This window comes from Tabrizicola sp. (genome assembly GCF_016792905.1).
GTDB lineage: Bacteria > Pseudomonadota > Alphaproteobacteria > Rhodobacterales > Rhodobacteraceae > Tabrizicola.
On the sequence record NZ_JAEULP010000063.1, the window covers coordinates 1 to 14,053 of the forward strand.

A 14,053-nucleotide genomic window follows, 5' to 3' on the forward strand; every position below is an offset into this window, starting at 1 on the left:
CTTGCCCGGCTGTCCGATCCGGCGCTGGCCGACTGGATCAAGGCCAATGTCGCCTTCCCCAACGGCATGGTCGACCGCATCACCCCCGCCACCGGACCGCGTGAACGCGAGATGGCGGCAAGCTTCGGCCTGGGCGACGACCCGGTCCCCGTGACCTGCGAGCCGTTCCGGCAATGGGTTCTGGAGGACAACTTCCCGCAAGGCCGCCCGGCCTTCGAGAAGGTGGGGGTCACGCTGACCCCGCATGTCCACAATTTCGAGATGATGAAGATCCGCATCCTGAACGGCGGCCACGCGACCATCGCCTATCCCGGCGGGCTGATGGACATCGAATATGTGCATGAGGCGATGGCAAACCCGCTGATCAAGGGGCTCCTCGACAAGGTGGAGATGGGCGAGATCATCCCCTACATCCCCCCCGTCCCCGACACCAACCTCGGCGACTACTACCGGCTGATCGTCGAGCGGTTCTCGAACCCCGAGGTCGCGGATACCGAACGGCGGCTCTGCCTTGACGGCTCCAACCGGCAGCCGAAGTTCATCGTCCCTTCGGTGCGCGACGCGCTGGCGGCGGGGGGGTCGGTCGAGGGTCTGGCGCTGGTCTCCGCCCTGTGGTGCCGCTACTGCCATGGCGAAACCGACAGCGGTACCCATATCCCGCCGAACGACCCCGACTGGGACGCGCTGGTAGCCCGGTCGAAGGCCGCAAAGTCGCGCCCGGCAGCCTGGCTTGAGATGACGGCGGTCTATGGCGACCTTGGGAAGGATGCGCGGTTCGCGGGGGCCTTCGAACGGCACCTGAACCGGCTTTGGCAGGTCGGGACCAAGCAGACCCTGACCGAGTATCTGGCCTAGGGCGCGGGGGCGAGGACCGGCGGGGTTCCGGCCGGGGCGAAGTCCGGCGCGACCCAAAGTTCCACCCGACGGTTCAGCTGGCGGCCGATGGCGGTTTCGTCGCAGGCCATCGGCAGGGCCTCGCCAAAGCCTTCGACCTGCGGCATCTGGGCGGGCGACAGGTCCGGCGCCACGGCGGCCAGCTCCTGCGCCACCTTGGCCGCGCGTTCGACAGACAGCGCCAGGTTCGCCTCGGCCGCGCCGGACCCGTCCGAGAACCCGGCCAGCATGAGCTTCTGATTGCGGAACTGCCCCGCCGCGATCAGAAGTGCCAGATCGGCCAGGTTGTCCTGCGACTGCGCATCCAGCGTCGAGGACCCATCCTCGAACCGGAAGGTCAGCGACACCCGGTCCGCCCCGTCCATGATCCCCGCCAGCCGCTTCAGGTCATCCAGCGTCACGTCCTCGCCCGCGCCCTGGATCGCGTTCAGCAGCCGCAACCCGTCCGCCGTCATCGGCTGGCGGCTGGCCGACCGGTCCACGAACCCCGCCGCCGCGACGGCATCCTGCGCCGCGGGCGTGCGCAGGAAGTCCAGGAACTCGCGCGTCAGAAGCGGCAAGCGGCGTTTCGGCGTCAGGATCAGGACCGGCAGCGCCAGCGGGTAATCCTCGGCCTTGATCGCCAGCGAGGTCGGCAACAGGGGAAACCCGCAGCTGTCGGTCAGTGGCATCCGCCGGGCCGGAGCAATCGCCGACCGCCCGGAAATCGCGATGGCCCAGGGATCCTTTGCCACCGCCTCCGCCAGCGTGGCGAGGTCAGGGTGCAGCACCGTCGCCCCCTCCTTGGCCCCCAACCGCTCGCCCAGGGCCTGCTGGATGTCGGTGTCCGCCGCCAGCGCGTGCAGCACCACCGGCATGTCCGGCCCGCCGATCTGCGACCAGTTCGTCACCTCTCCCGCCAGGACCCCGGCCAGCTCCACGGTAGAAATTTCAGGTGTCGGATTGTCCGGTGCGACGATGGCAACCAGCGCATCGGTTGCGACCGCATGCGTGCCGAACGCCGCCTCGGGCCGGAACGACAGCTTCAGGTCGGCCGCCCCGGCCTCCAGCGCCACCGTCGCCTGATCCGGCGGCAGGGCGGCAAAGGAAATCTCGGCCAGGTCCTTGCGGCTTTCCGGGTCAAGGATTCGCGCGGCATAGGCACTGCCCTGCGCCTCCTCATAGATCAGCCCGCGCGACCGGGCGAAGGCCTGGAACAACGCGGGCAGAAGTGCGGCGGCATCGGGCGCGCCGACGACCCGCAGCATCGCCTTGGGGGCGACCAGCTCCGGGCAAGCCGGACCTTCGCAGATCACGCCCTCGCCATCGACGGTCAACATCCCGTAAGATGTTGAAATCCGGTAGAATTCACCGTCATATCCTTGCAGCGTGCCATTCAGCACGATGCCCCCCTCACGGGCGACAAGGGTGACGTCCTGGGCCAGGGCGGGTTGCCAGAAACACACTGCAGCGCACAGCGCCGCGAGGCCTGCCTTCACACCCATACCTTGCCAGTCCGCAACCTTACTTCGGGGCGGCGATCTTCAAGGCAGGCGCAAGATTCTTCAACACCAGAATGTCGCCCGACGTCCCGCAGAGCGGAACCGTGATCGCCCGTTCGGCCGCAGTGGTGATCCCGGCGGCGGAATAGACCGTCTCCACCCGCAGCGTCCGCCCGCAGGAGGCCGGGGTGATCCGCAATTCCCCTGTGATGTCGACTTGGCCAAGATTCGAGCCAGCCACGGAATAGACCCGCGCCAGCAACGGTGACTGCGTGCCGGGCGCGCCCAGCGCGATGACCCGCTGGTCGTCGTCAAGACTGGGGGTGGCACTTCCGACCAGCACCTTGTCACCGTCGGTGACGCGCAGTTCCAGCTCGGCCGGGAGCGCCCAGACGATGGCGAAGCGGGCATAGCGGGCGGCGTCAGGCACCTGCAGCTTGCCGAGCACAAGGCGGGAGTCCTGCAGGTAGACCGCAACCAGGGCTTCCATCTTCAGCGCAGGCAGCAGGATCGTGGCGCGACCATCGGCCTGGGTCTGGGCCGAGAAGGACAGGCCGGAATGGCGCACGACAATGCGTTCGCTTCGATTGCAGGGCGCCGTCAGCGTCAGGTGGATCATCGCGCCCGGCAGGGCGGCAAGCTCAAGCTCGGGGCGACAATGGTCGCCATCGGCTGGCGGAGTGGTTGCGGCGACAGGCGTGATTCCGGTCAGTTCGCCCATGCCCGGATCGCCCGGGCTGCTGAGCGAGGCGGATTGCGGAACCGCGCTGACGGGGGCAGCGTCCGTCGAGGCCGGCTTCGGGATCAACTGCGCGGCCGAAATCAGAATCGACTGTTCGTCAGCGGGGGCCTTCAGCCGTTCCGTTGTGTGGGCGGCCGCAACGGCCACCCCTATGGCTGCGGAAATCCGCAGGATTTTTTGACGCCAAAGCATGGCAGTGCCCCGGCCCGAGAATCGGACCGTTTACGACTAGAGTCCAATACTGGCGGAGAAATGGCATTATTGGGGAAGGCTTACGGACTTGCCGCCCAATTGGGGCCTGAACCGGGGATTGTGCCCGGATCAGGCGATGCAACCGCCTCAGACAAGGCGGCCGTGACAGTGCTTGAACTTTTCACCCGATCCGCAGGGGCAGGCATCATTGCGACCCGGATTGCCCCAGGTGGTCGGATCAGCCTCGTCGAAGCCCGCCAACCGGGTCGCGGCTTCGGCAACGGGCGCCGCCACAAGCGCGGCCGCCGGGGCGGCGGCAGCGGCTTCCACCACCTTCGCCTCTTGCGCGGCCGCAGCCTGTTGGGCGGCCATCATCTGCCGCATCATCGCGTCCTGCTCTTCCTTCGAAACCGGGCGGATGCGGGACAGTTGCTGCGTGACCTGCTCGCGCAGCGAATTGAGCAGCCCCTCGAACAGCTGGAAGGCCTCGGTCTTGTATTCGTTCAGCGGGTCGCGTTGCGCGTAGCCGCGGAAGTTGACCACCGAACGCAGGTGCTCCAGCCGCAGAAGATGTTCGCGCCACTTGCTGTCGATGGCTTGCAGCAAGACCTGCTTCTCGATCGACTGCATGGTCTCGGTGCCGAAGCCTTCTGTCTTGTCGGCCATCATCTTGTCCGAGGCGTCGATCACCCGGTCGAGGATCACCGCCTGGTCGACGCCCTCCTCCGCCGCCCAGGCGGCAATCGGCAAGTCGATGTTCAGCATGTCGCGGCAACCGGCGACCAAGCCCTCGGTGTCCCAGGCGTCCGCGTAGGACTTGGGCGGCATGGTCAGGTCCACCAGATCCTCGATCACCTGATGCCGCATGTCGGCGGCGACGTCGGCGACGTGGTCGGCCTGCATGATCTCCATCCGCTGGCTGAAGATCGCCTTGCGCTGGTCGTTCATCACGTCGTCGAACTTCAGAAGCTGCTTGCGGATGTCGAAGTTGCGACCCTCGACCTTGGCCTGTGCTTTCTCAAGCGACTTGTTGACCCAGGGATGGACGATGGATTCGCCTTCCTGCATCCCCAGCGTCGACAGGATCTTGTCCAGCCGCTCCGAGCCGAAGATGCGCATCAGGTCGTCTTCCAGCGACAGGAAGAAGGCCGACCGGCCCGGGTCGCCCTGACGCCCCGACCGGCCGCGCAGCTGGTTGTCGATCCGGCGGCTTTCGTGGCGTTCGGTGCCAAGGACGAACAGGCCCCCGGCCTGCTTGACCGCCTCTTCCTCGCCGGTATGCGCAGCCTCGATCCGCGCGCGGATCGCGACATGATCGCCCTCAGGCTCGGCGGCGATGGCCTCCATCACCTTGAACTCGACGTTGCCGCCCAGCTTGATGTCGGTGCCCCGCCCCGCCATGTTCGTCGCGATGGTGACAGAACCCAGCTTGCCCGCATCGGCGACGATCTTCGCTTCCATCTCATGCTGGCGCGCGTTCAGCACCGAATGCGGGATGCCGTCGGCCTTCAATAGCTCGGACAACTGCTCCGACTTCTCGATGGATGTCGTGCCGACCAGGATCGGCTGGCCCTTTTCATGCGCTTCCTTGATCGCCTTCAGGATGCCGTCATATTTCTCCCGCGCCGAGCGGAACACCTGGTCATGCTCGTCAATCCGCGCCACCACCCGGTTCGTCGGCACCTCGACCACGCCCAGCCCGTAGATCTCGCGGAATTCCTCGGCCTCGGTCGCCGCCGTGCCGGTCATGCCCCCGAGCTTTTCGTAAAGCCGGAAGTAGTTCTGGAAGGTGACTGAGGCGTAGGTCACGTTCTCGGGGTTGATCTTCACCCCCTCCTTCGCCTCGATCGCCTGGTGGAGGCCGTCCGACAGCCGCCGCCCCTTCATCATCCGTCCGGTGAACTCGTCGATCAGCATCACCTCGCCGTCACGGACGATGTATTGCTGGTCCTTGAAGAACAGCTTGTGCGCCCGAAGGGCCTGGTTGACGTGGTGCACGATGGTGGTGCTTTCCGCCGCATAGAGGTTCTGCCCTTCCGGCAGGATCCCCGCCTGGTGCAAGAGCGCCTCGATGGCGTCGTTGCCCTCTTCGGTCAGGGTCACTCCCCGCGTCTTTTCATCGACCGAATAATGCTCCGGCGTCAGGTGCGGGATCACCGCATCCACCGCCTGGTACAGCGGGCTGCGGTCCTGGCTGGGGCCGGAGATGATCAGCGGCGTCCGCGCCTCGTCGATCAGGATACTGTCCACCTCGTCGACGATGGCATAGGCATGCCCGCGCTGCGCCATGTCCTCCAGCGAGCCCTTCATGTTGTCGCGCAGGTAGTCGAAGCCCAGCTCGTTGTTCGTCGCATAGGTGATGTCGGCGCGGTAGGCTGCCATCTTCTCGGCGTCCGGCTGGTGCGAATAGACCACCCCCGTCGTCATCCCCAGCTGGGCATAGACCTTGCCCATCCATTCCGCGTCGCGCTTGGCCAGGTAGTCGTTCACCGTGACGACATGCACGCCCTTGCCCGTCAGCGCGTTCAGATAGGCGGCGAAGGCGGCGACCAGCGTCTTGCCCTCGCCCGTCTTCATCTCGGAAATGTTGCCCTGGTGCAGGAACATCGCCCCCTTCAGCTGCACGTCGAAGGCCCTGAGCCCCAGCGCCCGCCGTGCGCCTTCGCGGCAGTTGGCAAAGGCTTCCGGCAGGATCGCGTCCAGGCTTTCGCCGCCCTCCTGCACCCGCTTCTGGAACTCGCGCGTCTTGGCGACGATGCCTTCGTCGGTCAGCGCCTGGAACTCCGGCTCCAGCGCGTTGATCTGCGCCACGATCGGACGGACGGACTTTACCTTGCGGTCGTTCGGGGTGCCGAACACCTTGCGCGCAAGCGATCCCATTCCCAGCATGTTCTCTCCCAAGGAGCGGCTTCTGACAGCATCGTGTGGCCCTTGGACTTGCCCGGCCCCCGCACCTTCCCTAGAAGGACCAGTGTATGACCGGACGGACCCGTTCCACGCGACTGTCGCGATGTAAGGGGGAAGGCCGGGATAGTCAACTTAAGCAGGCGGACGGGCCTGATCAGGAGATGGTGAAAATGATGAAACGTTCAGGCTTCTGGTCGGCCCTCGCGCTGGCGACGGTGCTTGCCGGCCCGGTGCTGGCCGAGGGCGAAACCGCAGATACCGTCGTCGCCACGGTCAACGGCACGCAGATCACCCTGGGGCAGATGATCGCCATGAAGGAATCCCTGCCGCCCGAATATCAGGGCCTGCCCGACGACGTCCTGTTCAAGGGCATCTATGACCAGCTGATTCAACAGGAAGTCCTGGCGCAATCGGTCAAGGATCTGGGCCCGCGTGCCGTTGCGACGATGGAAAACGACAAGCGCGGCTATGTCTCCGGCCTCGCGATCCAGGGGATCGTCAAGGAAGCCGTCACCGACGCGGCGCTGCAAAAGGCCTATGACGACCGCTTCAAGGATGCCAAGCCCCAGACCGAATACAACGCCGCGCATATCCTGGTCGCGACCGAGGAAGAGGCGAACAAGCTGAAGGAGGAACTTGCGGGCGGTGCCGACTTCGCCGAACTGGCCAAGACGAAATCCACCGACACCGGCTCGGGCGCCAATGGCGGCGACCTGGGCTGGTTTGGCCTGGGCATGATGGTCAAGCCGTTCGAGGATGCGGTGGTCGGCGCCAAGGTCGGCGAAGTCACCGGCCCGGTGAAGACCGATTTCGGCTATCACCTGATCCTGGTCAAGGAGACCCGGATCGCCGAGAAGCCCACGCTTGACCAGTTGCGTGACGAGCTTGCGCAAGAGGTTGAAAACGCCGCGATCACTGCGAAGATCGACGAGCTGACCAAGGGTGCGACCGTCACGCGCGAGGGCGAGAAGCTGGATCCGACGATCCTGAAGAACTCGGCCCTGATCGACTGACGGCACCGGCAACAGGGGGGACGGGACATGGCGAAGACCGACTGGAAGGCCGAGGCGAAGGCCCTGAAGAAAAAGGTCCGCAAGCTGAAGGACAGCCTGACCGCCGCCGCGGGTCCGGTCGCCGAGGCGGTGACGGAAGCCGTCTCCGGCGCGGTCAACGAGGTGGTCACGGCGGCGAAAAAGGCGCTGAAGCCGGTCTCGCCCCTTGCCCCCGCCAGCTTTCCGGTTCTGCCCGCGATAAAGGGGGCAGAATTCGCCGCCGTCGAGGCCGGGGTCCGCTACCAGAACCGCAAGGACGTGATGCTGGTGCGTCTTGCGCCCGGCACCACGATGGCCGGGGTCTTCACCCGGTCCTCCACCCGGTCGGGCTGCGTGCGCGATTGTCAGGCCAAGCTTGCCATGAAGGTCCCGGCCGATGCCGGGGCCGCGATCATCGTCAACTCCGGCAATTCCAACGCCTTTACCGGCAAGGTCGGCGATGAGGCCGTAGCCGCCGTCACCGGCGCAGTAGCGCAGGCGCTGGGGGTTCCGGCCTCCCGGGTCTTCTCCTCCTCGACCGGCGTGATCGGCGAGCCGCTGCCATTCGAGCGCATCACCGCCAAAGTGCCGGACCTTGTGGCCGCGCTGACCGAAGCCGCCGTGGAAATGGCCGCCCAGGCGATCATGACCACCGACACGTTCCCGAAAGGTGCCGCCGCCACCGTGCAGGGCGAGGGGGGCACGATCCATATTTCCGGCATCGCCAAGGGCTCGGGCATGATCGCGCCCGACATGGCGACGATGCTGGTCTATATCTTCACCGATGCAAAGATCGGCGCGAACCAGTTGCAGAAGATGCTCGCGCGCAACGTGGATGCCACTTTCAACTCGATCACGGTGGACAGCGACACATCGACCTCCGACACGCTCCTGATCGCCGCGACCGGGCAATCGCCTGCCGCCGAGCTGAAAGGCCCGGCGCTGAAGGCCTTCGAAACCGCGCTGGCTGGCGTGATGCGCGACCTTGCCTTGCAGGTGGTGCGCGACGGCGAAGGGGCGACCAAGCTGGTCGAAATCCGCGTCACCGGCGCGGCATCGGACGAAGATGCCGCAAAGGTCGCGTTTTCAATCGCCAATTCGCCGCTGGTGAAGACGGCGCTTGCCGGGCAGGATCCGAATTGGGGCCGCATTGTCGCAGCCATCGGCAAGTCGGGTGCAGCGGCCGACCGTGACAAGCTGACGATCCGCTTCGGCGATATCCTGGTGGCGCGGAACGGATGGCGGAACCCCGACTTCAAAGAAGACGACGGCGCCCGCTATATGCAGGGCCCGGAACTCGTCTTTGCGGTCGACCTTGGCCTTGGCAAAGCGAAGCGCAGCGTCTGGACCTGCGACCTGACCTCCCGCTACATCGAGATCAACGCCGACTACCGCTCCTGATTTCATATTGGCGAAAATATCCCGGGGGGTCCGGGGGGCTGGCCCCCCGGCGGTCCCGACAAGGACCACGCATGAGAATCCTCCTCGTCTCCGCCGTCGCCCTGATCGACCCAGACGGTCGCGTCCTCCTGGCCCAGCGCCCCGAGGGCAAGTCGCTCGCGGGGCTCTGGGAGTTCCCCGGCGGCAAGGTCGAGCCCGGCGAAACCCCAGAGGCCGCGCTGATCCGCGAGCTGAAGGAAGAGCTGGACATCGACACATGGGCGTCCTGCCTCGCGCCCTTGACCTTCGCCAGCCATACCTATGACGACTTCCACCTCCTGATGCCGCTCTTCGCCTGCCGGAAATGGCAGGGAACCGTTCGGTCTCTCGAAGGTCAGCAGTTGGCCTGGGTCGCACCGAACCGCCTGCGCGACTACCCGATGCCCCCCGCCGACCTGCCCCTGATCCCGATCCTGCGCGACTGGCTCTAGATATGAAAACGCCGGACCAACGGCCCGGCGCAATTCTTAAGATTTCCTGAACGTCCGCGACCAACCCCTTGAAAAGATTGGCCCGGAAAATCTGTCCACCGTGGACAGACCCGATCACTCCAGCGTGCGCTGGACCTCTTCCCGCTCGAAAATCTCGATGACATCGTTCTGACGGATGTCCTCGTAGTTCTCGAAGGCCATGCCGCATTCCTGGCCCGAGATGACTTCCTTCACCTCGTCCTTGAAGCGTTTCAGCGTCTTCAGCGTGCCCTCGTGGATCACCACGTTGTCCCGCAGCAGACGAACCCCGGCAGACCGCCGCGCGACACCTTCGGTGATCAGGCAGCCCGCAACCTTGCCGACGCCCGACACCTTGAAGACCTCCAGGATCTTCGCGTAGCCGATGAAGGTCTCGCGGACCTCGGCCTTGAGAAGCCCCGAAGCGGCGGCTTTGATGTCGTCGACCAGATCGTAGATGATCGAGTAGTAGCGGATCTCGACCCCCTTCTGCGTCGCCGAAGCCCGCGCCGTCGCGTTGGCCCGGACGTTGAAGCCGATGATCGGGGCCTTCGACGCCTCGGCCAGCGCCACGTCCGTGTCGGTGATCGCGCCGACGCCCGAATGCAGCACCCGGACGCGGACCTCCTCGTTGCCGATCTTCTCCATCGCCTGGACGATGGCTTCGGCGGACCCCTGCACGTCGGCCTTGATCAGGATCGGCAGTTCGGCCACCGACTGGTCGGCCTTGGCCTTGGCCATCAGCTGCTCCAGCGTGGTCGCAGCCCCGGCAGCCGCCCGCTTGTCCTTGGCGGTCTTGATCCGGTAGTCGGCAATCTCACGCGCCTGCGCCTCGGTCTCGACGACGTTCAGCGTGTCGCCCGCCGACGGCGTGCCCGAGAGGCCCAGCACCTCGACCGGGACCGAAGGCCCGGCTTCGGCGATGGTTTCGCCCTTGTCGTTGATCAGCGCGCGGACCTTGCCCCACTGCTCGCCGACGACGAAGATGTCGCCCTTGCGCAGGGTACCGTTCTGCACCAGCACCGTCGCGACAGGACCCCGGCCCACGTCAAGCTTGGCTTCGATCACGGCACCCGAGGCCGCCCGGTTCGGGTTGGCGCGGAGTTCAAGGACTTCGGCCTGCAGCGCGATGGCTTCCAGGAGGTCGTCCAGGCCCAGGCCGGTCTTGGCCGAAACCTCGACATCCTGCACGTCGCCCGACATGGCTTCCACCACCACTTCGTGCTGGAGAAGGTCAGTGCGGACCTTGGTCGGGTTTGCCTCGTGCTTGTCGATCTTGTTGATCGCCACGATCATCGGCACCTTGGCGGCCTTGGCGTGGTTGATCGCCTCGACCGTCTGCGGCATCACCGCATCATCCGCCGCAACCACCAGCACCACGATGTCCGTGACCTGCGCGCCGCGCGAGCGCATCGAAGTGAAGGCCGCGTGGCCGGGGGTGTCGAGGAAGGTGACAAGCTGGCCGTTCGGGGTTTTCACCTGATAGGCGCCGATGTGCTGGGTGATCCCGCCCGCTTCGCCCGAAACCACGTTCGCATGCCGGATCGCATCAAGCAGCGAGGTCTTGCCGTGGTCGACGTGACCCATGATCGTGACGATCGCGGGACGCGATTGCAGGCTGTCATCCGAGTCCTTCACGGTGTCGATCACCTGTTCCACGTCGGCGTCCGACACGCGGACGGCCTTGTGGCCGAATTCCTCGATCACCAGTTCGGCGGTGTCGGCATCGATGGCCTGGTTGGTCGTGACCATCATGCCCATCTTCATCAGCGCCTTGACCACGTCGGCGGCGCGTTCCGCCATCCGGTTGGCCAGTTCGCCCACCACGATGGTTTCCGGCAACTGCACGTCGCGCACCTGCTTTTCGGCCTTGTGGCCGAGGCCCAGCGCCTTCTGGCGGGCCTTCTCCTGCTTGCGCTTGATTGCGGCAAGGCTGCGCTGGCGGCCGCCCTCATCCGAGATGGCGTCGGAGAGCGTCAGCTTGCCCGAGCGGCGGCCTTCGTCGCCCGCGCCACGCTTGGCGCCACGATCGGCACGGTCGTCCTTATCGCGGTCGGTCTTGCGGGGCGTCGGCAGGCCGGGCTTGGCCGATGCCGGGCCGCGCGCATCCTCGGCGGCGGGCGCAGCCGGAGCAGCACGGTCAGCCGGCTTGGCTGCGGCCGGAGGCGGGGTCGTCGACCGGGCGCGGGTGCCCAGAACATCGGCCTTGCGGGCCTCGGCCGCGGCGATCTTGGCGGCGGCTTCGGCCTTGGCGGCGCGTTCCTCTTCCTCGGCCTTCAGGCGCAGGGCTTCAGCGCGTTCGCGATCCTCACGCTCCTTCGCCTCGATCTCCTCGCGGCGTCGGGCGCGGTCTTCCTCGCGGGCCTTTTCTTCTTCGGCGCGGCGTGCGGCATCCTCGACCTCACGCGCCTTCGCGGCGCGGAGAGCGGTCAGACGACGCTCCATCTCGGCATCGGTGATCCCTGCGGGCCGTTTCGACGGGTCGCCAAGCCCGGTCGAAGCCGAAGGCGTGCCAGCGCCCGGCGCCCCCGGTTTCACCGGAGTGGGCACCATCACGCGCTTGCGTTTGGTTTCGACCACGACGCTCTTGGTCCGGCCGTGGCTGAAGCTTTGCTTCACCTGTCCGGAACGGGGGGCGCCCCCAAGGCCAAGAGGTTTCTTGCCGTCAGTATCGCTCATGCGTTCTTCGTATCCTTCATGGCGGTCTCGCCGCCGTCATCCCCGCCCATCTGCCCACGCAGACCGGCGAGTTTTGCCGCTTCCTCTACAACACGGGACCTGAGTCCACCAGCGGCAAGCGCGGCGTGTATCGCACGTTCGCGCCCGAATGCCAAACCGATTTCCCCAGCCGAAAGGCAGCCGACAAAGCCGTTTGCGCCCTCGGGCGCGTGTAGCTTGGTCTTGCCCCGTTCCGACCCGTCGCTGGCCTGGATCAGCGTCGCCGCCGTGCCCTTTACCAGCCAGTCCTTCACCTTCTCGTAGCCGGTGACAGCGTCCCCGGCCTTGCGCGCCATCGACAGCATTTCGATGGTGCGTTGCAACACCAGCGTCTCGACCAGATCTGCCAGCCCGTCGGGCACCTTCACTGGCTGGCGGGCGGCGCGCGAGAAGAGATTCTTCTTTGCCGCCTTTTCGAGTGCCGCGCGGTCAGCCGAAACGTAGATGCCTCGGCCGGGCAGCTTACCCATCACGTCCGGGACGATCTGCCCGTCTGGCCCCAGGCAAAAGCGGATCAGCCCCGCCTTCGGCTGGCTTTCCCCGGTCGCAATGCATTTGCGTTCCGGATCGTCCCTGTCCTTTTCCCGGCCGCCGCGCGTCAACGCGTGTCCCCGAGGCCTGAAATCAGGCCTCGGCCTCCTCGTCGTCGGCAACCTCTTCTTCCGGTTGCTCCAGTTCCGTCGGATCGACCCAGCCCAGCATGACACGCGCGGTCATGATCAGGGTCTGCGCTTCCTCAAGCGACATGTCGAATTTTTCGAGGACCCCTTCGTCCTTCTTGCGCTGGCCATTCTCGGTCGTCCAGCCGCCCGCCAACTCCCAGTCGGCACAGGTGGCGAAGTCTTCCAGGGTCTTGATGCCGTCCTTGGCAAGCGCCTCAAGCATCTGGGGCGTCAGGCCCTCGAAGTTGACCAGGCTGTCCTCGACCCCCATGGCCCGGGCGTTTTCCATCGCCTTGGCATTGGCGGCTTCCAGATAGTCGCGGGCGCGGGCCTGAAGTTCCGCCGCCGTATCTTCGTCGAAGCCATCGATGGACAGCAGTTCGTCGAGTTCGACATAGGCGACTTCTTCCAGGTTGGTGAAACCTTCGGCGACCAGAAGCTGGGCCATCATTTCGTCGACGTCCAGCGAATCCATGAACAGCTTGGTCCGTTCGGCAAATTCGGCCTGGCGGCGCTGCGATTCCTCGGCTTCGGTCAGGATGTCGATGTCGAGGCCGGTCAGCTGGCTGGCCAGCCGCACGTTCTGGCCGCGACGGCCGATGGCGAGCGAAAGCTGTTCGTCCGGGACCACGACCTCGATCTTCGCGGCCTCTTCGTCGAACACGACTTTCGAGACTTCTGCCGGTTGCAGGGCGTTCACCAGGAAGGTGGCGGTGTCGCCGTTCCACGGAATGATGTCGATCTTTTCGCCCTGAAGCTCGTTCACCACGGCCTGAACGCGGCTGCCGCGCATACCGACGCAGGCACCGACCGGGTCGATGGAGTTGTCGTAGCTGATCACGGCGATCTTGGCACGGCTGCCCGGATCGCGGGCGACGGCCTTGATCTCGATGATGCCGTCGTAGATTTCCGGCACCTCCTGGGCGAAGAGCTTCGCCATGAACTGGGGATGGGTACGCGACAGGAAGATCTGCGGACCGCGCTGCTCGCGGCGGACGTCGTAGATGTAGGCGCGGATGCGATCGCCGTAGCGGAAGGTCTCGCGCGGGATCAACTCGTCGCGGCGGACGATGCCTTCGCCGCGGCCGAGATCAACGATGACATTGCCGTACTCGACGCGCTTGACCTGGCCGTTGACGACCTCGCCGATGCGGTCCTTGAACTCCTCGTACTGACGGTCGCGCTCGGCCTCGCGGACCTTCTGGACGATGACCTGTTTCGCCGACTGGGCGGCGATGCGTCCGAAGTCCATCGGCGGCAACGGCTCGGCGATGTAGTCGCCGACCTGCGCGGCCGGGTTCTTGTCGCGCGCTTCCTCGAGCGTGATCTCGGCGGCCGGGTTCTCGACGTTCTCGGCGACACGCAGCAGGCGCTGCAGCTTGATCTCCCCGGTCTTCGGATTGATCTCGGCGCGGATGTCGGTCTCCGATCCGTAGCGCGAGCGGGCCGCCTTCTGGATGGCGTCCTCCATGGCGGCGACCACGATCATGCGGTCGATCACCTTTTCACGGGCGACTGCATCGGCGATCTGCAACAG

At 65.8% G+C, this 14,053-nt stretch carries 9 protein-coding genes and 1 pseudogene; 4 read left to right on the top strand and 6 right to left on the bottom strand.

Annotation, left to right across the window (positions count from 1 at the left end; genetic code table 11):
• Positions 1-855 (top strand): annotated as a pseudogene (locus JNL31_RS13125) (mannitol dehydrogenase family protein); the annotation flags it as partial.
• Here the strand turns inward: JNL31_RS13125 and JNL31_RS13130 are convergent.
• From JNL31_RS13130 to secA, 3 genes are all read right to left on the bottom strand, one after another.
• Positions 852-2,378 (bottom strand): phosphate ABC transporter substrate-binding/OmpA family protein, encoded by a 1,527-nt coding sequence (locus JNL31_RS13130; protein ID WP_294973945.1) that lies wholly within the window; start codon positions 2,376-2,378, stop codon positions 852-854. The pseudogene JNL31_RS13125 and the gene JNL31_RS13130 overlap by 4 nt on opposite strands.
• Before the next feature lie 19 nt (positions 2,379-2,397).
• Complete coding sequence (locus JNL31_RS13135) at positions 2,398-3,309, bottom strand: hypothetical protein (protein WP_294973947.1); 912 nt, start codon at positions 3,307-3,309, stop codon at positions 2,398-2,400.
• Positions 3,310-3,456: 147 nt separating this feature from the next.
• Positions 3,457-6,198: a preprotein translocase subunit SecA gene (secA, locus tag JNL31_RS13140; RefSeq protein WP_294973950.1), complete on the bottom strand. Its 2,742-nt coding sequence runs from the start codon at positions 6,196-6,198 to the stop codon at positions 3,457-3,459.
• A gap of 188 nt (positions 6,199-6,386) precedes the next feature.
• Here secA and JNL31_RS13145 point away from each other — a divergent pair, with 188 nt between their 5' ends.
• The 3 genes from JNL31_RS13145 to JNL31_RS13155 all read left to right on the top strand — a co-directional run bounded on the left by JNL31_RS13145 (position 6,387) and on the right by JNL31_RS13155 (position 9,118).
• Positions 6,387-7,229: a peptidylprolyl isomerase gene (locus tag JNL31_RS13145; RefSeq protein ID WP_294973953.1), complete on the top strand. Its 843-nt coding sequence runs from the start codon at positions 6,387-6,389 to the stop codon at positions 7,227-7,229.
• Between the two features lie 27 nt (positions 7,230-7,256).
• Complete coding sequence (argJ, locus tag JNL31_RS13150) at positions 7,257-8,648, top strand: bifunctional glutamate N-acetyltransferase/amino-acid acetyltransferase ArgJ (RefSeq protein WP_294973954.1); 1,392 nt, start codon at positions 7,257-7,259, stop codon at positions 8,646-8,648.
• 71 nt (positions 8,649-8,719) lie between these two features.
• A complete protein-coding gene (locus JNL31_RS13155; protein WP_294973956.1) occupies positions 8,720-9,118 on the top strand; it encodes a (deoxy)nucleoside triphosphate pyrophosphohydrolase in 399 nt (132 codons plus the stop codon).
• Between the two features lie 114 nt (positions 9,119-9,232).
• Here the strand turns inward: JNL31_RS13155 and infB are convergent, their stop codons facing one another.
• From infB to nusA, 3 genes are all read right to left on the bottom strand, one after another.
• Positions 9,233-11,815, bottom strand: a complete 2,583-nt coding sequence (gene infB, locus JNL31_RS13160) for a translation initiation factor IF-2 (RefSeq protein ID WP_294973957.1) — start codon at positions 11,813-11,815, stop codon at positions 9,233-9,235.
• Positions 11,812-12,456 carry an RNA-binding protein gene (locus JNL31_RS13165; protein WP_294973958.1) on the bottom strand — a complete coding sequence of 215 codons (645 nt, stop codon included), beginning with the start codon at positions 12,454-12,456 and terminating at the stop codon, positions 11,812-11,814. Before JNL31_RS13165 ends, infB begins: the two co-directional genes overlap by 4 nt.
• Before the next feature lie 22 nt (positions 12,457-12,478).
• Positions 12,479-14,053, bottom strand: a 1,575-nt coding sequence (gene nusA, locus JNL31_RS13170) for a transcription termination factor NusA (protein WP_294973960.1), incomplete at its 5' end; no start/stop codon positions are given.

Bases quoted from the DNA above. Each gene is read 5' to 3' on its own strand.
- JNL31_RS13130 (WP_294973945.1), bottom strand. From the start codon at position 2,378: ATGGGTGTGAAGGCAGGCCTCGCGGCGCTGTGCGCTGCAGTGTGTTTC.
- JNL31_RS13155 (WP_294973956.1), top strand. From the start codon at position 8,720: ATGAGAATCCTCCTCGTCTCCGCCGTCGCCCTGATCGACCCAGACGGT.
- secA (WP_294973950.1), bottom strand. From the start codon at position 6,198: ATGCTGGGAATGGGATCGCTTGCGCGCAAGGTGTTCGGCACCCCGAAC.
- infB (WP_294973957.1), bottom strand. From the start codon at position 11,815: ATGAGCGATACTGACGGCAAGAAACCTCTTGGCCTTGGGGGCGCCCCC.
- JNL31_RS13145 (WP_294973953.1), top strand. From the start codon at position 6,387: ATGATGAAACGTTCAGGCTTCTGGTCGGCCCTCGCGCTGGCGACGGTG.
- argJ (WP_294973954.1), top strand. From the start codon at position 7,257: ATGGCGAAGACCGACTGGAAGGCCGAGGCGAAGGCCCTGAAGAAAAAG.
- JNL31_RS13135 (WP_294973947.1), bottom strand. From the start codon at position 3,309: ATGCTTTGGCGTCAAAAAATCCTGCGGATTTCCGCAGCCATAGGGGTG.